Here is a 20,236-nt window from a genome sequence, read left to right as displayed (position 1 = left end):
AGATCAGCACGGCGAACCGTTTCAGTCAAGTTGCACGTTTTTCGACGAATATCGGTATATGACGGCACATGCTTATAATGGCGGCCATGCCCGAGGGAGATGCTTATGCTGTTGCGTGGTTTGACCTGGCTGGTGCTATTCCAGCTGCTGGGGACGGCAATCAACCATCTGTTGGTGCCGTTTCTGCCGGGGCCGATCATCGGCCTGTTGCTGCTTTTGTTCTTCCTCATGGCCCGTGGTGAGGTGAGCAAGCCGCTGAACGAGGCCGCCAGCAGCCTGCTGCGTTACCTGCCGCTGTTGCTGGTGCCACCAGCGGTGGGGGTGATGGTGTATGCCAGGGATATCGCCGCCGACTTCTGGGCCATTGCCGGTGCCTTGCTGATCTCCTGCCTGGTGACCCTGGTGTTCGTCGGCGTGTTGATGCAAAAGCTCATCCACCGTCAGGTCCGGAGCGAGGAGCAGCCATGATGCTCGACTGGCAAGGCGCACTGGATGCGGTCGTTCATCATCCCTTGTTCGGTATCGGCATCACGCTTGGGGCCTACCAGGTGGTGCTGGCGGCCTACGAGAAGACCCGCTGGATCTTCCTGCAGCCGGTACTGGTCTCGATGCTGCTGGTGATCGGCATGTTGCTGGTGTGTGGCATCGACTACAGCGAATATCGCAAGAGCACCGAAATCATGAACATCCTGCTGGGGCCTGCCACCGTAGCCCTGGCTGTGCCGCTCTACCTCAACCTGCGGCGTATCCGACAGCTGTTCTGGCCCACATTTACTACGCTGGTAGTCGGAGGCCTGTTCGCCACGCTGTGCTGCCTGTTGCTGGGCTGGTGGTTCGGTGCCGAGCACATGATCCTGATGACCATGGCGCCGAAGTCGGTCACGTCGCCGATCGCCATGCTGGTGGCTGAGCAGATTGGCGGCGTGGCTGCCTTGGCGGCGGTGTTCGTGCTGATTACCGGGGTTATCGGGGCAATCTTCGGCCCGGCGTTGCTGAGCCGTTTTGGCGTGCATAGCCCCGAGGCCCGTGGCATGTCTTTGGGCGTGACCGCGCACGCAGTGGGCACTTCGGTGGCCCTGCAGGAAAGTGACGAATGCGGCGCCTTTGCCGCGCTGGCGATGAGCCTGATGGGGGTGGCCACGGCGGTGTTCCTGCCGCTGGCGGTCAGCCTGGTGGCTTGAGGACTTGTGATGACGCTACCGCTGTTTCCTCTCAATACCGTGCTGTTTCCTGGTTGTTTCCTCGATTTGCAGATTTTCGAGGCACGCTATCTGGACATGATCGGGCGCTGCATGAAGCGGGGCGAAGGTTTTGGTGTGGTGTGCATCCTCGAAGGCGAGCAGGTCGGCAAGGCGCCGCCGGTGGTCGCCTCGATCGGCTGCGAGGCGGTGATCCGTGACTTCGTGCAGCAGGATAACGGCTTGCTGGGTATCCGCGTCGAAGGCGTGCGGCGCTTCAACCTGGAAAGCACCGAGGTGCAGAAGGACCAGTTGCTGGTGGGGCAGGTGCAATGGCTGCCGGAGCAGGCGGACAGCCCGTTGCTGGAGGCGGACGAAGACCTGCTGGCGTTGCTGGTGGCCCTGGGTGAACACCCGATGGTCGAAGCCCTGGACATGCCGCGGCCTGTGGACGGGCGGCAGACGTTGGCCAACCAGTTGGCGTACCTGCTGCCCTTCATGGAAGAGGACAAGCTGGATCTGCTGACCCTCGATTCGCCACAGGAGCGGTTGGGGGAAATCCAGAAGCTGCTGGAGCGGATTCAGGGTGAATTGTTTGCCTGATACTGCTGTGTTGCCAGTGCCGGCCTCTTCGCAGCACAAGGCTGCTCCTACAGGCTGACGAGAGCCCTGTAGGAGCAGCCTTGTGCTGCGAAGAGGCCGGTAAACGCGACATCAATATTGATACCGCAGCAAAGCCTGCGGCAGCGCATGCATGGCAAAGAACGCCAGCAACGCGACACACGCCGGCAACACCAGCCACCAAACCCGCAGTGGCAAGGCTGGGAGCGTCTGGTGACGCTGCGCCAGTGTCAGGCTGAGCGCGCACACACAGCACGCCAGCAAGGCCCCGGCGAGGATGTCGGTCGGCCAGTGCGCCCCGAGGTACACCCGTGACAGGGCAATCGCCAGCGCCGGAATGCAGCCCAGCAACACCCAGGTCAGGCGCATCCGCGGCGGCTGACCGCGACCGGCCAGCACTGCCATTACCAGGAAGAACGCAAACGACGCCGAACTGTGCCCACTGGGCATGCTGTAGCTGGTCAGCGGGTCGCTCAGCACTTCCGGGCGGGCCCGGGCGAACAGCCACTTCAGCGTGCCGTTGGCAAACGCCGTACCCATCAGTGCGCCCGCAGCGAACATGGCATGCCGCCACTGCCGGGCAAGCAGCAGCAGGCCCGTCAGCAGCCCGCCGAGGAATAACTGAGTGCGGAAATCGCCCAGCCGGGTCACCAGCACCACTGTGCCATCGATGGCCTGGCTGCGGTGCTCCTGCACCAGTGTCATCACGCCCTGGTCGAACTCGTGCAGGTAGGGCCAGCCGAGGAAGACCCCGGCCAAGGCCAGGAAACTCAGGCCGGCGATCAGTCGGGTGCCGTGGCGTTGATCACGAATGCTGGTGTTCAGGCTCAGCCCGATGATGACTGCCAGGGTGCCGGCGATGATCCCGGCATCCAGCCAGAAGCCTTCCGGCAAGGGCAGGCGCATGGCTGCGCCGGTAGCCCAGCCGGGCAGCAGGTAGGCCACTGCCCAGCCGGCACCGGCCACCAGGCTGACGGCGATGAACCGCGGCAGCGGCATGTCGAACATGCCGGCGACCATTGGCAGCATAGGCCGCAGCGGCCCGATGAAGCGCCCTACCAGCAGGCTGGCGATGCCGTAGCGCTGGAAGTAGGCCTCGGCGCTGCCGATCCATTCCGGATGGTGGCGCAGCAGGGGCAGCCTGCGAATGTTCTGGTGGAAGTACTTGCCCACCGTGTACGACAACGCATCGCCCACCAGGCCACCGAGAAAGCCCAGCAGCAGCGTTTCGCCCAGGCTGAAGGCGCCGCTGCCGGCCAGTACCGCGACCGCGAACAGCAGCACGGTGCCTGGCACGATGATGCCGGCAATGGCCAGGCACTCGATGCAGGCCACCAGGAATATCGCCAGGCCAAGCCACTGCGGGTTGGCGCTGAGCCAGCCAGTCAGGCTGTCGAGCCATTGGCCCATGGTTCAGCTTCCTTGTTCCAGAATGAAGAAGTCGCGGCCTTCGACTTGGCCGCGACGTAACGGGTTCCGCGTGCAGAAACGGGCGTATTCGGCATCGACGAAACGGTAGGGCAGGTGCTCGTCGCGGCCATGAGGGATGCCCAGGCGGGCGGCCTGGATCACCCGTGGCACGATGTTGCCGCAATCCTCCACGTACAGGCGCTCGGCGTCAAAACGCTGGGCGTCCCAGTGCGGCACCTTCAGGCCCAGGGCCCGGCACAGCAAGGTCTGGCCCGCGCACAGGCGCTCGGGCGGGCGGAGGTTGCCGCTCGCATCGGGGTTGTTCAGTTGCATCTGTGCCAGGCTGTTCGGCCCCGAGCGGGCGTCCTGCCAAGGATAGGCCGACTTGATGAGCACCGCGTTGCCTGGCCCGTGGGCGCTGAAGTTCAGCGAGTCGCCGCCGCGGGCGTAGTACATATAGATGTGCCCGCCATCGAGGAACAGCGCCTTGCGCTTTTCGGTGTAGCCGAGCGAGGCGTGGCTGCCTTTGTCGGTGAGGTAGTAGGCCTCGGTCTCGATGATGCGCGCGGCCAGCCACAGGTCGCCGTGGCGATGGCGGATGACTTTGCCCAGCAGGGCCTTGGCCAGGGTCTGGGCGTCGCGATCGAAAAAGCTGTCGGGCAAGGCTGGCATGCGGGCGGTTCGTGGCTGGGACGGCGGGGATGATAGCAATGAATAGCTTAATCGAGGCTGAATCGAGTGGGATGTTGGCAGTGCCGGCCCTTTCGCGGGCTCGCCCGCTCCCACAGGTACCTCGGAGGTCCCAGGCCTTGTGCAATCCCTGTGGGAGCGGGTTTACCCGCGAAAAGGCCCTGACAGGAGATAGAAATTTCGATAACCCCGGTTACATCTTTCCTACACAATGCCCCCAGCCATTTTCTACCATCCGCCACCCGCCGCTGGGCGTACACCTGCGCGCCAGTTATAATCAGCCGATTTCCCCTTCGCCAAGACACCGAACCCATGACTGAGTCCGTTCTTGACTATATGACCCGCCTGGGTCGCGCTGCCCGTGAGGCTTCCCGGGTGATCGGCCGTGCCAGCACCGCGCAGAAGAACCGCGCCCTGCAAGCTGCCGCCGACGCACTGGACGCCGCTCGTGCCGAGCTGACCGCAGCCAACGAGCTGGACCTGGCCGCCGGCCGTGCCAACGGCCTGGAGCCCGCGCTGCTCGACCGCCTGGCGCTGACCCCGGCGCGTATCGACGGCATGATCACCGGCCTTCGCCAGGTGGCTGCCCTGCCGGACCCGGTCGGTGCCATCCGCGACATGAGCTACCGCCCATCCGGTATCCAGGTCGGCAAGATGCGCACGTCGCTGGGGGTGATCGGGATCATCTACGAATCGCGCCCGAACGTGACCATCGATGCCGCCAGCCTGTGCCTGAAGTCGGGTAACGCGACCATCCTGCGTGGCGGCTCCGAAGCCATCCACTCCAACCGCGCCATCGCCACCTGCATCCAGCGTGGCCTGGCCGCCGCCGGCCTGCCGGCAGCCGTGGTGCAGGTGGTCGAGACTACCGACCGCGAAGCCGTGGGCGCGCTGATCAGCATGCCGGAATTCGTCGACGTCATCGTGCCGCGCGGTGGCCGTGGCCTGATCGAACGCATCAGCCGCGATGCCCGCGTGCCAGTGATCAAGCACCTGGACGGTATCTGCCACGTCTATGTCAGCCAGCACGCCGACCTGGACAAGGCCTGGCGCGTGGCGTTCAACGCCAAGACTTACCGCTATGGCATCTGTGGTGCCATGGAAACGCTGCTGGTCGACCAGCAGGTGGCCGAGCGCTTCCTGCCGGAAATGGCCAGTCGCTTCCAGGAGAAGGGCGTCGAGTTGCGTGGCTGCGAGCGCACCCGGGCGATCATCGACGCCAAGCCCGCCACCGAGGCCGACTGGCACACCGAATACCTGGACGCAATCCTGTCGATTCGCGTGGTCGATGGGCTGGACCAGGCCATCGAGCACATCAACCACTATGGCTCGCACCATACCGACTCGATCATCAGCGAACACCAGGGTGAAGCCCGCCAGTTCATGGCCGAGGTCGACTCGGCGTCGGTCATGCTCAATACCCCGACCTGCTTCGCCGACGGCTTCGAGTACGGCCTGGGTGCGGAAATCGGCATTTCCACCGACAAGCTGCATGCCCGCGGGCCGGTCGGCCTGGAAGGCCTGACCTGCGAGAAGTACGTGGTGATCGGTGACGGCCAGCTGCGCGGCCAGGAGTCCTGCTGAGTTGAGCAAGGCCCAGGCAGTCCGGCGCATCGGCATTCTTGGCGGCACCTTCGACCCCGTGCACATCGGCCACCTGCGCAGCGCGCTGGAAGTGGCCGAGTTCATGGGGCTGGACGAGCTGCGCCTGCTGCCCAACGCCCGGCCGCCGCACCGCGACACCCCGCAGGTGGCCGCGCAGGACCGCCTGGCCATGGTGCAAGGCGCTGTACAGGGCGTGCCCTGCCTGAGCGTGGATGCCCGCGAACTGGCGCGCGACAAACCGTCGTACACCATCGACACGCTGGAATCGATCCGCGCCGAACTGGCCGCTGACGACCAGTTGTTCCTGGTGCTGGGCTGGGATGCCTTCTGTGGGCTGCCCGGCTGGCACCGCTGGGAAGAATTGCTGCAACACTGTCACATCCTGGTGCTGCAACGCCCGGATGCCGACGTAGAACCCCCTGACGAGCTGCGCAACCTGCTGGCTGCGCGCTCGGAGAGCGATCCCACCGCCTTGTCCGGCCCGGCGGGAAACATTTCGTTCGTCTGGCAGACGCCGCTTGCGGTGTCGGCTACACAGATCCGACAGCTGCTGGCCAGCGGCAAATCGGTGAGGTTCCTGGTGCCGGACGCCGTACTGGCCTACATCGAGGCGCACGAACTGTATCGTGCACCTAACTGACGGTGCCTCTGGCGCCTCATCCAACGAGTTGAACGAGTTTTATATGACCAAGCAGAAAATCCACGGCGAAGAACTGGTCGCCCTGACCAAGGCAGCGCTGGAAGACGTCAAGGCCCAGGACATCCAGGTCATCGACGTGCGCGAAAAGCACAGCCTGACCGACTACATGATCATTGCCACCGGTACCTCCAACCGCCAGATCAACGCGATGCTGGAAAAGGTCCGCGAAGCGGTCAAGGCCAAGGGTGCCCAGCCACTGGGTGAAGAAGGCAAGGGCGACAGCGACTGGGTCCTGCTGGACCTGAACGACGTCATCGTGCACATGATGACCGCCGCTGCCCGCCAGTTCTACGACCTGGAGCGCCTGTGGCAGGGTGCCGAGCAAAGCCGTGCTGCCGATGGCAAGCACCACAGCCCGGACCATGCCCACGAGTACTCCGACAAGCTCAAGGACCGGGAATAAGGAAAGCGCTGTGCGTCTGCGCCTGATCGCGGTCGGCTCGCGCATGCCGAAGTGGGTCGAGGAAGGCTGGCATGAATATGCCAAGCGCCTGCCCGCCGAGCTGTCGCTGGAGCTGGTGGAAATCCCGCTGAACACTCGTGGCAAGAATGCCGACGTCGCCCGCCTGATCCGTCAGGAGGGCGAAGCCATGCTGAGCAAGGTTCAGCCAGGGGAACGCATCGTCACCCTCGAGGTCCATGGCAAGCCCTGGAGTACCGAGCAGCTGGCGACCGAGCTGGACCGCTGGCGCCTGGATGCGCGCACGGTGAATTTGATGGTGGGCGGCCCGGAAGGCCTGGCGCCCGAGGTCTGTGCGCGCGCCGAGCAACGTTGGTCGCTGTCGCCGCTGACCTTGCCGCACCCATTGGTAAGGATACTCATCGGCGAGCAGATTTACCGCGCCTGGACCGTGCTGTCCGGGCATCCTTACCATAAATGAGCCTGTAAGCAGTCCGATGTCGCAGCCGATCCGTCTCAAGGACCACGAGAAAGACGCCCGCCTGGTGCGCAACCGCGTCGTGGTCGGCGCAGTCGCGATCATGCTGCTTATCTGCGTGCTGATTGCGCGTCTGTACTACCTGCAGGTCATCCAGCACGACTATCACTCGACGCTGTCGGAGAACAACCGGGTGCATGTGCAGCCGATCCCGCCGACCCGCGGGTTGATCTTCGACCGAAACGGGGTGATCGTCGCCGACAACCGGCCCAGCTTCAGCCTGTCGATGACCCGCGAACGTGCGGGTAACTGGCAGGAAGTGCTGGATACCATCGTCGAAGTGCTGGAGTTGACGCCCGACGACCGCGCCCTGTTCGAGAAGCGCATGCGCCAGGGCCGCCGGCCGTTCGAGCCGGTGCCGATCCTGTTCGAACTCAACGAAGAGCAGATCGCCCGTGTGGCGGTGAACCAGTTCCGCCTGCCGGGCGTGGAGGTGGTAGCCCAGTTGGTGCGCCATTACCCGCAGGGCGCGCATTTCGCCCATTCGGTGGGGTATGTGGGGCGGATCAACGAGAAAGAGCTGAAAACCCTCGACCCGGTGAACTACAGCGGCACCCACCACATCGGCAAGACCGGCATCGAGCGCTTCTACGAAGCCGACCTGCATGGCCAGGTGGGCTACGAGGAAGTCGAGACCAACGCCCGCGGCCGCGTGCTGCGGGTGCTCAAGCGCACCGACCCGAAACCGGGCAAGGACATCGTGCTGAGCCTGGACATCAAGCTGCAGGAGGCCGCCGAGGCTGCCCTGGGTGGCCGGCGTGGTGCGGTGGTGGCGCTCGACCCGCGTACCGGCGAGGTGCTGGCGATGGTCAGCCAGCCCAGCTTCGACCCCAACCTGTTCGTCACCGGTATCGGCTTCAAAGCCTATGCCGAACTGCGCGACTCGATCGACCGACCGCTGTTCAACCGCGTGCTGCGCGGCCTGTACCCGCCAGGTTCGACCATCAAACCGGCGGTGGCCATCGCCGGCCTGGACAGCGGCGTGGTCAATGCCGGCAGCCGGGTGTTCGACCCGGGCTACTACCAGTTGCCCAACTACGACCACAAATACCGTAACTGGAACCGCTCGGGCGATGGCTGGGTCGACCTGGACACCGCGATCATGCGCTCCAACGACACCTACTTCTACGACCTTGCCCACAAGATGGGCATCGATCGGCTGTCTAGCTACATGAACAAGTTCGGCATCGGCCAGCGGGTTTCCCTCGACATGTTCGAGGAATCCGCCGGGCTGATGCCATCGCGTGAATGGAAGCGCGCCACCCGCCGCCAGGCCTGGTTCCCCGGCGAAACCCTGATCCTCGGCATCGGTCAGGGCTACATGCAGGCCACGCCGCTGCAACTGGCCCAGGCCACTGCGCTGATCGCCAACAAGGGCGTGTGGAACCGCCCGCACCTGGCCAAGACCATCGAAGGCCAGCCGCCGGTGGACGACAACCCCATGGAAAACATCGTGCTGCGTGACAAGTCCGACTGGGCCAAGGTCACCCATGGCATGGAGCAGGTGATGCACAACGCCCGCGGTACCGCACGCAAGGCGGCCATTGGCTCCCAGTACCGCATTGCCGGCAAGAGTGGTACCGCCCAGGTGGTGGCAATCAAGCAGGGCGAGAAGTACGACCGCAACAAGCTTCAGGAGCGCCACCGCGACCACGCCCTGTTCGTCGCCTTCGCCCCGGCCGAGGACCCGAAGATCGTGGTTTCGGTGATGGTCGAGAACGGTGAGTCCGGCTCGGGCGTTGCCGCCCCGGTGGTGCGCCAGGTGATGGACGCCTGGTTGCTCGACGAAAACGGCCGGCTCAAGCCCGAGTTCGCGCCTGCCACCGTTACCCAGGAATCAGCCCTGTGATGAACAATTTCGATCGCATGCTCTCCAGCGAGGATGTGATGCGTCGGCGCGCCAGCTTTCTGCAGCGCATCCACGTCGACGGCCCTTTGCTGATCATTCTGCTGACCCTCGCGGCCGGCAGCCTGTTCGTCCTGTATTCGGCCAGTGGCAAGAACTGGGACCTGCTGCTCAAGCAGGCCACCTCGTTCGGCATCGGCCTGGTGTCGATGTTCATCATCGCCCAGCTGGAGCCGCGCTTCATGGCTCGCTGGGTGCCGCTGGCCTACCTGGCCGGGGTGCTGTTGCTGGTGGTCGTGGACGTGATGGGCCACAACGCCATGGGCGCCACGCGCTGGATCAACATCCCCGGGGTGATCCGCTTCCAGCCCTCGGAGTTCATGAAGATCATCATGCCGGCGACCATCGCCTGGTACCTGTCCAAGCGCACATTGCCGCCGCATCTGAAGCATGTGGCGATCAGCCTGGTGCTGATCGGCGTGCCGTTCATCCTGATCGTGCGCCAGCCCGACCTGGGTACGGCGCTGCTGATCCTCGCCTCCGGGGCTTTCGTGCTGTTCATGGGCGGCCTGCGCTGGCGCTGGATCCTCAGCGTGCTGGCGGCTGCGGTGCCAGTGGCGGTGGCGATGTGGTTCTTCGTCATGCACGACTACCAGAAGCAGCGGGTACTGACCTTCCTCGACCCGGAAAGCGACCCGTTGGGCACTGGCTGGAACATCATCCAGTCGAAGGCGGCGATCGGCTCGGGCGGTGTGTTCGGCAAGGGCTGGCTGCTCGGCACCCAGTCGCACCTGGACTTCCTGCCGGAAAGCCACACCGACTTCATCATTGCCGTGCTCGGCGAGGAATTCGGCCTGGTCGGCATCTGCCTGCTGTTGATCGTCTACCTGCTGCTGATCGGCCGTGGCCTGATGATCACCGCCCAGGCGCAGACCCTGTTCGGCAAGCTGCTGGCGGGCAGCCTGACCATGACCTTCTTTGTGTACGTGTTCGTCAATATCGGTATGGTCAGCGGCCTTCTGCCCGTGGTGGGCGTGCCGCTGCCCTTCATCAGCTATGGCGGAACTTCGTTGGTGACGCTGCTGTCAGCGTTTGGCGTTCTGATGTCGATCCACACGCACCGCAAATGGATCGCTCAGGTTTGAATAAGGTGAAGAATTTCATGCAAGCAGTGCGTAACTGGGCTGCCCGTTGTGCGCCGTGGATCGGCGCGGTGGGCCTGTTCGGCGCTGTACAGCTGGCCCATGCCGGCGATTATCAGGGCTCGCCGCAAGTGGCCCAGTTCGTTGGCGAAATGAGCCGCGACCATGGCTTTGCCCCTGAGCAGCTGATGGGTGTGTTCGCGGAGGTGCAGCGCAAACAGTCGATCCTCGACGCCATTTCGCGCCCGGCCGAACGGGTAAAGCCGTGGAAGGACTACCGGCCGATGTTCATCACTGACGCGCGTATTGCCCGCGGTGTGGACTTCTGGCGCCAGCACGAGGCGGTGCTGGCCCGTGCCGAGCAGGAGTATGGCGTGCCGGCGCAGTACATCGTTGCCATCATCGGCGTGGAAACCTTCTTTGGCCGCAACACCGGTAACTACCGGGTGATCGATGCCTTGTCGACCCTGGGCTTCGACTACCCGCCACGGGCGGAGTTCTTCCGCAAGGAGCTGCGCGAATTCCTGCTGCTGGCCCGTGAGGAACAGCTCGACCCGCTGACGCTCAAAGGCTCCTACGCTGGTGCAATGGGCCTGCCGCAGTTCATGCCGAGCAGCTTCCGCAACTTCGCGGTAGACTTCGACGGCGACGGCCACATCAATATCTGGAACAACCCGGACGATGCCATTGGCAGCGTGGCCAGCTACTTCAAGCGCCACGGCTGGGTGGCCGGCGAAGGTGTGGTCAGCCGCGCCTGGGTGGACGGTGGGCGCGCCGACGAAGGCCTGACCACCGGCATCGAGCCGGTAAAAACCGTTGGGGAGTTGCGCACGCTTGGCTGGTCGGTCCATGATTCGTTGCGCGATGATCTGCCGGTTACCGCCTTCCGTCTCGAGGGCGACAATGGCCCCGAGTACTGGATGGGCCTGAAGAACTTCTACGCGATCACTCGCTACAACCGCAGCGTGATGTATGCCATGGCGGTGCATCAGCTATCGGAACAGCTGGTTCAAGCACGGGGCGTCAAGTAATGCGCGCAATCATCTCTGGCAAGTCTTTCAAGCTGCTCACCTGCCTCGCCGTGGGCGTGGTGCTGGCCAGCTGTTCGTCCAACCGCCCGCCCCAGCAAAGCAGTGGCAACGTGGTGCGCACCCAGCCGGGCCTGGACATCAACCGCGCGCACAAGGACGGCGCGCCGTGGTGGGACGTGGATGTGAACAAGATCCCCGACGCCACGCCAACCGTGCACACCGGCAACTACAAGGCCAACCCGTACACGGTACTGGGCAAGACCTACTACCCGATGCAGGACTCGCGCAATTATCGCGCGGAAGGTACCGCGTCGTGGTATGGCACCAAGTTCCACGGCCAGAACACCGCCAACGGCGAGCTGTACGACCTGTACGGCATGAGCGCGGCGCACAAGACCCTGCCGCTGCCGGCCTACGTGCGGGTGACCAACCTGGCCAACGGCCGTAGCGTGATCCTGCGGGTGAACGACCGTGGGCCGTTCTATTCGGACCGCATCATCGACTTGTCCTATGCCGCGGCGAAAAAGCTCGGTTATGCCGAGATTGGCACCGCGCACGTGCGCGTCGAAGGTATCGACCCGCAGCAGTGGTGGGCCCAGCGTGGCCAGACACCACCGATGGTGCTCAAGGAGCCCCAGGTGGCCCAGACCCAGGCGATCCCGGCCAGTACCGGGCGCGTCGAGCAATGGACCCCGCCGCCCCAGCAGCATGCGGCGCCGGTGGTGCCGGTGCAGGTGGCCGGCAACAACGTGCCGGCCGGCAGTGGCGGCAGCTTCCTGCAGGTGGGGGCCTTCGCCAACCCGGACGCCGCCGAACTGCTGCGCTCCAAGCTCAGCAGCATGGTCAGCGCGCCAGTGTTCATCAGCTCGATCGTGCGTAACCAGCAGACCCTGCACCGCGTGCGCCTCGGGCCGATCAACAGCCAGGGCGAGATCCAGCAAGCGCAGGACAGCATCCGCCTGGCGAACCTTGGGCAGGCCAAGCTGGTCACAGCTGACTGACCGCGTTGCCTTCTTCGCGGGCACGCCCGCTCCCGCAGGGCATGCGAAACCCTGTGGGAGCGGGCGCGCCCGCGAAGAAGGCAACACCAAACTGTCGGTTTTGTCATGAATTGACGGGCGCGGGCATGTACAATGTCGGCTTTTGCCCGCAGCGACATAAAGCCGCACATTGCGAGCCAGGCCTACGGCCGCAAAAACTAGACTGACTGGCGCTGGGCACATGATCTTGCCCAGGGAACATCAGACCATTAGCGATTTTCGAGAGACGGATGAACATCACCAACCTTGCCAAACGACTTTGCCTGCCCGTACTGCTGATGATCACGCCTGCCGCCTTCGCGGCTGAGCAGATGACGCCGGCGCCACCGCAACTGGCAGCCAAGTCCTACGTACTCATGGATGCGTCCAGCGGCAACGTGCTGGTCGAGAACAACGGTGACGAGCGCCTGCCGCCTGCCAGCCTGACCAAGCTGATGACGGCCTACATCGCCACCCTGGACATCCGTCGCGGCCAGATCGGTGAAAACGACCCGGTTACCGTCAGCGAAAACGCCTGGCGGACCGGCGGTTCGCGCATGTTCATCAAGGTGGGCAGCCAGGTGACCGTCAGCGACCTGCTGCATGGCATCATCATCCAGTCCGGCAACGACGCCTCGGTTGCCCTGGCCGAGCACATCGCCGGCAGCGAAGACGCCTTCGCCGACATGATGAACAAGACCGCTGCCGACCTGGGCATGGCCAACAGCCACTTCATGAACCCGACCGGCCTGCCGCACCCGGACCATTACTCGTCGGCCCACGACATGGCTACCCTGGCCCGTGCGATCATCAATGTCGACCCGGCCCACTACGCCATCTACTCGCAGAAAGAGTTCTTCTGGAACAACATCAAGCAGCCAAACCGCAACCTGCTGCTGTGGCGTGACAAGACTGTCGACGGCCTGAAGACCGGCCACACCGACGAAGCCGGCTACTGCATGGTGGCTTCGGCCGTTCGCGATGGCCAGCGCCTGATCGCCGTGGTCTTCGGCACCAACAGCGAGCAGTCGCGTGCTGCCGAGACCCAGAAGCTGCTGACCTATGGCTTCCGCTTCTTCGAAACCCAGACCTTCTACCAGAAGGGTACCGAGCTGACCAAGTCGCCGGTCTGGAAGGGCGCGACTGGCGAAGTGAAAGCTGGCCTGGCCAACGACCTGACCCTGACTATGCCTAAAGGCCAATTGAAGCGCCTGCAGGCTTCGATGACCATGAACCCGCAGCTCACCGCGCCAATCGCCAAAGGTGACGTGATCGGCAAAGTGGAAGTCAAACTGGACGAGAAAGTGGTTCACAGCGCCGACCTGATCGCCCTCGATGGCGTCGAGGAAGGTGGTTTCTTCCGCCGTATGTGGGATAGCATCCGTCTATTCTTCTACGGGTTGTTCAACTGATACGTGACCTGCATGCCCCCGCGTATCCTGCGGGGGCGTTGTTGTTGCCACGGCTTACGAGGCCGTTTCCGCCATGAGCGAACCAGACGTCAAGTCGCACAAGATCGAATTCCCCTGCGACGATTACCCGATCAAGGTCATCGGTGACACCGTTGTCGGCTTCAAGGACACGGTGATCGAGATCCTGAGCAAGCACGCGAAGGTCGACCTTTCCACCCTGGCCGAGCGCCAGAGCAAGGAAGGCAAGTACACCACCGTGCAATTGCACATCGTTGCCGAAAGCGAGAACCAGCTGCACGATATCAACAGCGCCCTGCGCGCTACCGGCATCGTGAAAATGGTGCTCTGATGTCCGCCTGCCTCGGTTTTCGCGAGCTTGGCCTGCAGCCCTACGAACCGGTGCTGGAGGCCATGCGTCGCTTCACCGAGCAGCGCAGCCCGGACAGCCAGGATGAAGTCTGGCTGGTCGAGCACCCCGCGGTCTTCACCCAGGGCCAGGCCGGCAAGGCCGAGCACCTGCTGGTGCCGGGCGACATCCCGGTAGTGCAGACCGATCGCGGTGGCCAGGTGACCTACCATGGCCCCGGGCAGCTGGTGGCCTACCTGCTGCTGGATGTGCGCCGGCTGGGCTTTGGCGTGCGTGAGCTGGTCAGCCGTATCGAGCAGACCCTCATCGACCTGCTCGCCAGTTACGATGTCCAGGCCGCGGCCAAGCCCGATGCCCCGGGCGTCTATGTCGACGGAGCGAAAATCGCCTCCCTCGGCCTGCGAATCCGCAACGGCCGTTCGTTCCACGGCCTTGCCCTGAACGTGGACATGGACCTCGCGCCATTCCGCCGAATCAACCCCTGCGGCTATGCGGGGCTGGCGATGACCCAGCTGCGCGACCTGGCAGGTCCGATCGAACTCGACGAGGTCAGGACAAGGCTGCGCGGACAGCTGGTCAAGCACCTCGACTACGCTGAGCAGACGACCCTCACGGGCGGAATCGACTGAATATGACAACTGTGCAAGAAGCCGTGCCGAACCTGATACCTACCCAGGATGCCACCCCGCGCCCAGCGCCGAAGAAGGTGGAAGCCGGGGTCAAGCTGCGTGGTGCCGAAAAGGTGGCGCGCATCCCGGTGAAGATCATCCCCACCGAAGAGCTGCCGAAGAAGCCCGACTGGATCCGCGTGCGTATCCCGGTGTCGCCCGAGGTAGACCGCATCAAGCAGCTGCTGCGCAAGCACAAGCTGCACAGCGTATGCGAAGAGGCATCCTGCCCGAACCTGGGCGAGTGCTTCTCCGGTGGTACCGCCACCTTCATGATCATGGGTGACATCTGCACCCGTCGTTGCCCGTTCTGCGACGTTGGCCACGGCCGGCCGAAACCGCTGGACCTGGACGAGCCGAAGAACCTGGCCATCGCCATCGCCGACCTGCGCCTGAAGTACGTGGTGATCACCTCGGTGGACCGCGACGACCTGCGTGACGGTGGTGCCCAGCACTTTGCCGACTGCATCCGCGAAATCCGTGCGCTGTCGCCGGGCGTACAGCTGGAAACCCTGGTGCCGGACTACCGTGGGCGCATGGATATTGCCCTGGAGATCACCGCGCAAGAGCCGCCGGATGTGTTCAACCACAACCTCGAGACCGTACCGCGCCTGTACAAGGCCGCGCGCCCGGGTTCGGACTACGACTGGTCGCTGGACCTGCTGCAGAAGTTCAAGCAGTTGGTGCCGCACGTACCGACCAAGTCGGGCCTGATGCTCGGCCTGGGCGAGACCGACGAGGAAGTGATCGAAGTGATGCACCGCATGCGCGAGCATGACATCGACATGCTCACCCTCGGCCAGTATCTGCAGCCGTCGCGCAGCCACCTGCCGGTGCAGCGTTTCGTTCACCCGGACACCTTCGCCTGGTTCGCCGAGGAAGGTTACAAGATGGGCTTCAAGAACGTCGCATCCGGCCCGTTGGTGCGTTCTTCGTACCACGCTGACCAGCAGGCTCACGAAGCCAAGATCAAGCTCTGAGCCAAGCACAGAGCCACGCATGCCGATGCGCGCCGAAGGGCCGCATCGGCATTTTTGTTTGTGCCACACGCGCTGCAAGGAGCCGCGATGAATTGCGCCGAAACCTTCCAACCCAGCCTGCCAGCCGCGCTGCCGCGTGATGCCTGTTTTGCCATTGTCGCCCCGGCGGGCGCGGCGCGGCTGGATACGCACAAGGTCAACCAGTGGTTCGTTGATAGAGGCTACAGCTGCCGCATCTATCCGGGAGCCCTTCAGGCCCAGGGCTATCTGGCGGGGCCGGACCGGCAGCGGTTACAGGACCTGCATGATGCCTTTGCCGACCCGGCCATCGACGCCATTCTGTGCATGCGTGGGGGGTACGGCAGCATGCGCCTGCTCGACCAGCTCGATTTCGAACTGATCCGGCGCAACCCCAAACCGCTGATCGGTTACAGCGACATAACCGCGCTGCACACGGCGATCTACCGGCATACCGGGCTGCTCACCTTCCATGGCGGGATGCTCAATGCCGACCTGCTGGGGGCCAAGTTGCCGCCAACCGAGACTTCGTTGCTGGCGCAGCTGGGTGGGCATGTGCGGGCAGGGGAGCAGATCGTGCACCCTGCTGACTTTGCATTGAGCAGCGTGCTGCATGGGGTGGCCAGCGGGCCGCTGCTGGGCGGCAACCTGTCGATGCTGGGCGCGACCCTGGGAACGATTGCCGAGCTGGATACGCAGGGCTGCATCCTGTTCATCGAGGACGTCAACGAGCCGCTTTACCGGGTGGATCGCTTGCTGACCCAGCTGCGCCTGGCAGGCAAGCTGGAGGGGGTGAAGGGTGTGCTGGTGGGGGACTTTGCCGGGATTACCACTACGGCGTTGACGCCCCTGCTGGAGGATATCTTCGCGCCGCTGGGTGTGCCGGTGCTGGCCGGGTGGCGCAGTGGGCATTGTGACCCGAATGTGTGCTTGCCGTTGGGGGCTCGGGTAATGCTGGATAGCGGGAGGCAGACATTGGTGTTGGAGCAGGATTTGTTCAAGGCTTGAGATTGTCGGGGCTGCTTTGCAGCCCATCGCGACACAAGGCCGCTCCCACAGGAGAAGTGCTATCGCTTGTGGGAGCGGCCTTGTGTCGCGAAAGGGGCGCAACGCGCCCCCAGCAATCTCACTATTTGCGCAGGCTCTCGAGCAGCTTGTGGGTCGGATACCCATCCGCCGGCCACCCCAGCCCCTGTTGGGCATTGCGGATCGCTTTGCGGGTATTGGCGCCAATGATGCCATCGGCATTGCCGGCTTCGTGCCCGTTGCTGTTCAGCAGGTTCTGCAGCTCCATGCGCTCGCTGCGGCTGAGGGGCAGGTCTTCTTTCGGCCAGCTGCCGGCAATGAAGCCCCAGCCCGTGAAGCGATCACCCAGCAGGCTTACTGCCAGCGCGTAGGACGACGAATTGTTGTACTTGAGGATGGCGCGGAAGTTGTCCAGCACCAGGAACGCCGGGCCACGCGCGCCTGCGGGCAGCAGCAGTGCGGCAGACAGCTGGTTGCTACCCACCGGCAGCTGGGTACCGGCAGGCAGTTTCACGCCCATCGCCAGCCACTCGCTCACCGGCTTGCGCAGGGCGCCATCGGCCTGCCAGTAATCGAAGCCAGGCGGCACCTGTACCTCGAAGCCCCACGGCTGGCCACGCTTCCAGCCCGAACTCTGCAGATAGTGCGCGGTCGAGGCCAGGGCGTCTGCCGTGCTGTTCCAGATGTCGCGGCGACCATCGCCGTCGAAGTCCACGGCATGGGTGTTGTAGGTGGTCGGGATGAACTGGGTCTGGCCCATGGCACCGGCCCACGAACCACGCATGGCCTCAGGCTGGATGTCGCCGTGCTGAATGATCTGCAGCGCGGCGATCAGCTGGTCCTGGGCGAACTGCGGGCGTCGGCCCTCATAGGCCAGGGTAGCCAGCGAGCGGATCACCGACTTGTTGCCCTGAAACTGGCCGAAGTTGCTTTCCATGCCCCATACCGCGACCAACACCTGGCGATCGACACCATAGCTTTGCTCGATGCGGGTCAGCAGTTCGGCGTTCTGCTCCAGCAGCTTCTTGCCGTTGCGCACGCGCAGAGGCGACAGGGCGCCTTCGAGGTATTCCCATACGGGGCGGGTGAACTCCGGCTGGCTGCGATCGGCCTTGATCACGTCCATGTCGGGGGTGACGCCGAGGAAGGCGCGGTCGAACGTATCCTGCGAAATGCCGGCTTGCAGGGCTTGCTGGCGAAAGCCTGCTTGCCATTGCGCGAAGGTTTGCAGAGGCTGGATTTCAGTGCTGGTGTCGGGCGTCGTGCCGGGCAGGGTCACCACAGGGGTGGGCTGGGCGGGGGCCAGCGGCAGGGCGTCGGCGGCGGTGGGCTTTTCTGCGCAGGCCACGAGCAGGATGAAACTGGAGGCCGCGATCAGCTGGCGGGTTTTCCAGCGGGGGAGAAGACTGAGGAGCATTCACAGATCCAGAATTGCAGGTCAGGTGACGACCATATCATGCCTGCGCTCTCGATGCTTTCATGCAGCCAAAAAGTAGGAAGCCTCCCAATCTCTCGATTGGAAGGCTTCGCGGCGGTAGCTGCCTTTGCCCTTGTTCGGCTGTTCCTGGCGGCAGCGGAACAGCGGTTGGGCGATGATCGACTTGGCCTTGTTGGGGCCGTGCTTTTTCAGTTTTTTGCTCATGGCGGGGTTCCCCGGTTGGGTGGGTTTCGCAGCGCACTGTAGGGCTTGGGGCAGGGTGGGGCCAATTGATTGTGTATATGGCCGAATACCTGGTTCTTATGGATTTGGCAGGACCCTTGTAGGAGCAGCCTTGTGCTGCGAAGAGGTCTGTAAGGCAGAAGACTTTCTTCGGCACTTATGGCCTCTTCGCAGCACAAGGCTGCTCCTACAGTGCACTGAGGCAGTCTGGAGGACGATTTACTCGGGCGGGAGTGTCAGACGCTGGCCGGCCATCAGCAACGACAAGCGCGCCAGGCCGGTCCACGGCGAGCCCTCGGCCTGCCCCTTGATCTGTGCATCGATACGCTGGGCATCCTGCAGCAACTGCGCCCAACGCTGCGCCGACAGGCGCTGCAGGGCCTTGCTGACCAGTGGCCGGCGTTTGTCCCAGACCGGTGGGCGGGCCTGGCTGAAAGCCTTGTCCAGCGGTACACCCTGACTGAACTGCTGGGCCAGCCCCGCCAGTTGGCGCAGCTCTCGGGCCAGGGCCCAGAGAATCACTGGTGGCTCCACGCCTTCACCGCGCAAGCCTTCGAGCATACGCAAGGCATGCGCAGCTTCGCCGTTGAGAATGGCATCGACCAGGCCGAAGACATCGAAGCGGGCGCTGTCGGCGACGGCGGCCTGCACGGTCTCCACGGTGATCTGGTTGCCCTCGGCAAGCAGCTTGAGCTTTTCGATTTCCTGTGCGGCCGCCAGCAGGTTGCCTTCCACGCGCGCGGCAATCAGGTCGACAGCGTCACGCTGTGCCGACAGGCCGGCCTGCTGCAGGCGCTGGTTGATCCACTGCGGCAGCTGGTGCACATCCACCGGCCAGATCTGGATGAACTGGCAGTGGGCACCTTCGATCAGCGCCTTGCCCCACTTGGTCTTCTGCGCGCTGCCGTCGAGCTTGGGCAGGCTGACCAGCAGCAAGGTGTCTTCGGCAGGGTTGGCGCAGTATTCCATCAGCGCAGCAGCGCCCTTGTCACCAGGCTTGCCTGAGGGCAGGCGCAATTCCAGCAGGCGGCGCTGGGCGAACAGGGACAGGCTGGCGCCAGCCTGGAGCAGGGTGCCCCAGTCGAAGTTGGCGTCGGCACTGAATACCTGGCGTTCGTCGAAGCCCTGCTGGCGCGCGGCGTTGCGGATGGCGTCGGCGGCTTCCTGGCACAGCAGCGGGTCGTCGCCGCTGACCACGTAGACCGGTGCCAGGGCGCCTTGCAGGTGCTTGTTGAGTTGGGCGGGAGCGAGCTTCATGGGAAACAGGCGGGGTACCCGAAGGTACCCCGCTCGGGCTTAGTTGCCCGGTACTTCCAGTGGCGACTGCTGAGGCGTCTCGGCCTGCTGGCGGCGAGCGGCCTCCAGCGCAGCGGCTTCGGCCTTGGCGCGTTCGTCGGCTTGACGCTGCAGTTCGTCCAGTTGGGACGGAGTCAGCATCTGCAGGCGAACAACCATGGCATTGACCAGGTCGCGACGCATTTCTTCGCGGGCGCGGTTGGCTTCCTGTTCGGAGCCGGTGATGTTCGAGCCGTCCCGCAAGTAGATCTTGCGTACTTCCACCTTGTCGCTCATCAGCTCAAGGTTGTTCAGGCCCTGGACGCTGTAGTTCAGCACCGTGGTCAGCTCGTACTCGGCGGTACGGTTACCGCTGTTGTAGGTCGCCGAGCGCTCGCGCTCCTGCTCGTTGGTCAGCACAAGGCGGTATGGTGCGCCAGCGTGCACGTTAACGCCGCTACGCTGCAGTACTTCACGCAGCTGGACCACGGTCGGGCCGTAGGCGTTGCGTGCGCTTACGTCCATTTCCTTCACGCTCAGTTCGGTAGAGCCGGTGCCGCGCAGCTGGAAACCGCAGGCGCTGAGCATGACCGCCAGGCCAATTACCAGCAAATTGCGTTTGATCATGTTGTTGCTCCCTTGTGGGCCTG

Annotated in this window: 22 protein-coding genes; 16 read left to right on the top strand and 6 right to left on the bottom strand. The window is 64.0% G+C overall.

The features are described 5' to 3' along the window. The first annotated feature begins 105 nt into the window (after positions 1–105). From E5221_RS25035 to E5221_RS25025, 3 genes are read left to right on the top strand one after another with little or no spacing between them, the layout of a single operon-like run. Complete coding sequence (locus E5221_RS25035) at positions 106–468, top strand: CidA/LrgA family protein (RefSeq protein ID WP_247846599.1); 363 nt, start codon at positions 106–108, stop codon at positions 466–468. Then, positions 465–1,181 carry an LrgB family protein gene (locus E5221_RS25030; protein ID WP_247846598.1) on the top strand — a complete coding sequence of 239 codons (717 nt, stop codon included), beginning with the start codon at positions 465–467 and terminating at the stop codon, positions 1,179–1,181. Before E5221_RS25035 ends, E5221_RS25030 begins: the two co-directional genes overlap by 4 nt. Before the next feature lie 9 nt (positions 1,182–1,190). Next, positions 1,191–1,781: an LON peptidase substrate-binding domain-containing protein gene (locus E5221_RS25025; protein ID WP_039613550.1), complete on the top strand. Its 591-nt coding sequence runs from the start codon at positions 1,191–1,193 to the stop codon at positions 1,779–1,781. A gap of 111 nt (positions 1,782–1,892) precedes the next feature. Here E5221_RS25025 and E5221_RS25020 read toward each other — a convergent pair whose 3' ends face one another. Together E5221_RS25020 and E5221_RS25015 are read right to left on the bottom strand one after the other, a co-directional pair. After that, the gene (locus E5221_RS25020; protein ID WP_182328912.1) at positions 1,893–3,209 is read right to left on the bottom strand and encodes a bifunctional DedA family/phosphatase PAP2 family protein; all 1,317 of its coding nucleotides are present in this window, start codon (positions 3,207–3,209) and stop codon (positions 1,893–1,895) included. A gap of 3 nt (positions 3,210–3,212) precedes the next feature. Continuing rightward, a complete protein-coding gene (locus E5221_RS25015) occupies positions 3,213–3,881 on the bottom strand; it encodes a DNA-3-methyladenine glycosylase (RefSeq protein ID WP_015271945.1) in 669 nt (222 codons plus the stop codon). A 330-nt stretch (positions 3,882–4,211) separates the two neighbouring features. Between E5221_RS25015 and E5221_RS25010 the strand changes: the two genes are divergently transcribed. The 13 genes from E5221_RS25010 (at position 4,212) to E5221_RS24950 (ending at position 16,633) form a co-directional block, all read left to right on the top strand. Next, positions 4,212–5,483, top strand: a complete 1,272-nt coding sequence (locus E5221_RS25010; protein WP_247846597.1) for a glutamate-5-semialdehyde dehydrogenase — start codon at positions 4,212–4,214, stop codon at positions 5,481–5,483. Position 5,484: 1 nt separating this feature from the next. Further along, positions 5,485–6,144: a nicotinate-nucleotide adenylyltransferase gene (gene nadD, locus E5221_RS25005; RefSeq protein WP_039613553.1), complete on the top strand. Its 660-nt coding sequence runs from the start codon at positions 5,485–5,487 to the stop codon at positions 6,142–6,144. A 43-nt stretch (positions 6,145–6,187) separates the two neighbouring features. Then, a complete protein-coding gene (gene rsfS / locus E5221_RS25000) occupies positions 6,188–6,607 on the top strand; it encodes a ribosome silencing factor (protein ID WP_013974359.1) in 420 nt (139 codons plus the stop codon). 10 nt (positions 6,608–6,617) lie between these two features. Beyond that, positions 6,618–7,085, top strand: coding sequence for a 23S rRNA (pseudouridine(1915)-N(3))-methyltransferase RlmH (gene rlmH, locus E5221_RS24995; protein WP_003249722.1), 468 nt, complete (start codon positions 6,618–6,620; stop codon positions 7,083–7,085). A 16-nt stretch (positions 7,086–7,101) separates the two neighbouring features. Then, positions 7,102–8,991: a penicillin-binding protein 2 gene (gene mrdA, locus E5221_RS24990; RefSeq protein WP_015271942.1), complete on the top strand. Its 1,890-nt coding sequence runs from the start codon at positions 7,102–7,104 to the stop codon at positions 8,989–8,991. A gap of 38 nt (positions 8,992–9,029) precedes the next feature. Further along, entirely contained in the window at positions 9,030–10,133 is a 1,104-nt protein-coding gene (rodA, locus tag E5221_RS24985) for a rod shape-determining protein RodA (protein ID WP_015271941.1), read from the top strand. A 17-nt stretch (positions 10,134–10,150) separates the two neighbouring features. Further along, complete coding sequence (mltB, locus tag E5221_RS24980; RefSeq protein ID WP_039613594.1) at positions 10,151–11,161, top strand: lytic murein transglycosylase B; 1,011 nt, start codon at positions 10,151–10,153, stop codon at positions 11,159–11,161. Further along, the gene (locus E5221_RS24975) at positions 11,161–12,162 is read left to right on the top strand and encodes a septal ring lytic transglycosylase RlpA family protein (RefSeq protein WP_013974354.1); all 1,002 of its coding nucleotides are present in this window, start codon (positions 11,161–11,163) and stop codon (positions 12,160–12,162) included. Before mltB ends, E5221_RS24975 begins: the two co-directional genes overlap by 1 nt. Positions 12,163–12,431: 269 nt before the next feature. Further along, complete coding sequence (locus tag E5221_RS24970) at positions 12,432–13,592, top strand: D-alanyl-D-alanine carboxypeptidase family protein (RefSeq protein ID WP_013974353.1); 1,161 nt, start codon at positions 12,432–12,434, stop codon at positions 13,590–13,592. 73 nt (positions 13,593–13,665) lie between these two features. Then, entirely contained in the window at positions 13,666–13,941 is a 276-nt protein-coding gene (locus tag E5221_RS24965) for a DUF493 domain-containing protein (protein WP_003249736.1), read from the top strand. Next, on the top strand, positions 13,941–14,588 hold the full coding sequence (lipB, locus tag E5221_RS24960; RefSeq protein WP_013974352.1) for a lipoyl(octanoyl) transferase LipB: 648 nt from the start codon (positions 13,941–13,943) through the stop codon (positions 14,586–14,588). The genes E5221_RS24965 and lipB overlap by 1 nt, the downstream gene beginning before the upstream one ends. Before the next feature lie 2 nt (positions 14,589–14,590). Next, complete coding sequence (gene lipA, locus E5221_RS24955) at positions 14,591–15,607, top strand: lipoyl synthase (protein WP_003257574.1); 1,017 nt, start codon at positions 14,591–14,593, stop codon at positions 15,605–15,607. Between the two features lie 87 nt (positions 15,608–15,694). Further along, on the top strand, positions 15,695–16,633 hold the full coding sequence (locus E5221_RS24950; RefSeq protein ID WP_247846596.1) for an LD-carboxypeptidase: 939 nt from the start codon (positions 15,695–15,697) through the stop codon (positions 16,631–16,633). Between the two features lie 121 nt (positions 16,634–16,754). Here E5221_RS24950 and E5221_RS24945 read toward each other — a convergent pair whose 3' ends face one another. From E5221_RS24945 to lptE, 4 genes are all read right to left on the bottom strand, one after another. Next, positions 16,755–18,068 carry a lytic murein transglycosylase gene (locus E5221_RS24945; protein ID WP_013974349.1) on the bottom strand — a complete coding sequence of 438 codons (1,314 nt, stop codon included), beginning with the start codon at positions 18,066–18,068 and terminating at the stop codon, positions 16,755–16,757. A 60-nt stretch (positions 18,069–18,128) separates the two neighbouring features. Next, a complete protein-coding gene (arfA, locus tag E5221_RS24940; protein WP_247846595.1) occupies positions 18,129–18,293 on the bottom strand; it encodes an alternative ribosome rescue factor ArfA in 165 nt (54 codons plus the stop codon). Positions 18,294–18,530: 237 nt separating this feature from the next. After that, positions 18,531–19,568 carry a DNA polymerase III subunit delta gene (gene holA / locus E5221_RS24935; protein ID WP_039613557.1) on the bottom strand — a complete coding sequence of 346 codons (1,038 nt, stop codon included), beginning with the start codon at positions 19,566–19,568 and terminating at the stop codon, positions 18,531–18,533. A 39-nt stretch (positions 19,569–19,607) separates the two neighbouring features. After that, positions 19,608–20,213, bottom strand: a complete 606-nt coding sequence (lptE, locus tag E5221_RS24930; RefSeq protein ID WP_189121383.1) for an LPS assembly lipoprotein LptE — start codon at positions 20,211–20,213, stop codon at positions 19,608–19,610. Positions 20,214–20,236: the final 23 nt, after the last annotated feature.

The organism is Pseudomonas sp. A2 (genome assembly GCF_023100865.1).
Classification (GTDB): domain Bacteria; phylum Pseudomonadota; class Gammaproteobacteria; order Pseudomonadales; family Pseudomonadaceae; genus Aquipseudomonas; species Aquipseudomonas asiatica.
The sequence above is the reverse complement of the archived record's forward strand: the minus strand, read 5'-3'. Positions and strand labels throughout refer to the sequence as shown.

Coding starts and splice junctions, on each gene's coding strand:
- lptE (WP_189121383.1), bottom strand. CDS start 20,213: ATGATCAAACGCAATTTGCTGGTAATTGGCCTGGCGGTCATGCTCAGC.
- E5221_RS24950 (WP_247846596.1), top strand. CDS start 15,695: ATGAATTGCGCCGAAACCTTCCAACCCAGCCTGCCAGCCGCGCTGCCG.
- E5221_RS25010 (WP_247846597.1), top strand. CDS start 4,212: ATGACTGAGTCCGTTCTTGACTATATGACCCGCCTGGGTCGCGCTGCC.
- E5221_RS24965 (WP_003249736.1), top strand. CDS start 13,666: ATGAGCGAACCAGACGTCAAGTCGCACAAGATCGAATTCCCCTGCGAC.
- lipB (WP_013974352.1), top strand. CDS start 13,941: ATGTCCGCCTGCCTCGGTTTTCGCGAGCTTGGCCTGCAGCCCTACGAA.
- lipA (WP_003257574.1), top strand. CDS start 14,591: ATGACAACTGTGCAAGAAGCCGTGCCGAACCTGATACCTACCCAGGAT.
- rodA (WP_015271941.1), top strand. CDS start 9,030: ATGCGTCGGCGCGCCAGCTTTCTGCAGCGCATCCACGTCGACGGCCCT.
- E5221_RS25025 (WP_039613550.1), top strand. CDS start 1,191: ATGACGCTACCGCTGTTTCCTCTCAATACCGTGCTGTTTCCTGGTTGT.
- mrdA (WP_015271942.1), top strand. CDS start 7,102: ATGTCGCAGCCGATCCGTCTCAAGGACCACGAGAAAGACGCCCGCCTG.
- E5221_RS25020 (WP_182328912.1), bottom strand. CDS start 3,209: ATGGGCCAATGGCTCGACAGCCTGACTGGCTGGCTCAGCGCCAACCCG.
- E5221_RS25030 (WP_247846598.1), top strand. CDS start 465: ATGATGCTCGACTGGCAAGGCGCACTGGATGCGGTCGTTCATCATCCC.
- arfA (WP_247846595.1), bottom strand. CDS start 18,293: ATGAGCAAAAAACTGAAAAAGCACGGCCCCAACAAGGCCAAGTCGATC.
- holA (WP_039613557.1), bottom strand. CDS start 19,568: ATGAAGCTCGCTCCCGCCCAACTCAACAAGCACCTGCAAGGCGCCCTG.
- E5221_RS24975 (WP_013974354.1), top strand. CDS start 11,161: ATGCGCGCAATCATCTCTGGCAAGTCTTTCAAGCTGCTCACCTGCCTC.
- mltB (WP_039613594.1), top strand. CDS start 10,151: ATGCAAGCAGTGCGTAACTGGGCTGCCCGTTGTGCGCCGTGGATCGGC.
- rsfS (WP_013974359.1), top strand. CDS start 6,188: ATGACCAAGCAGAAAATCCACGGCGAAGAACTGGTCGCCCTGACCAAG.
- E5221_RS25035 (WP_247846599.1), top strand. CDS start 106: ATGCTGTTGCGTGGTTTGACCTGGCTGGTGCTATTCCAGCTGCTGGGG.
- E5221_RS25015 (WP_015271945.1), bottom strand. CDS start 3,881: ATGCCAGCCTTGCCCGACAGCTTTTTCGATCGCGACGCCCAGACCCTG.
- E5221_RS24945 (WP_013974349.1), bottom strand. CDS start 18,068: ATGCTCCTCAGTCTTCTCCCCCGCTGGAAAACCCGCCAGCTGATCGCG.
- E5221_RS24970 (WP_013974353.1), top strand. CDS start 12,432: ATGAACATCACCAACCTTGCCAAACGACTTTGCCTGCCCGTACTGCTG.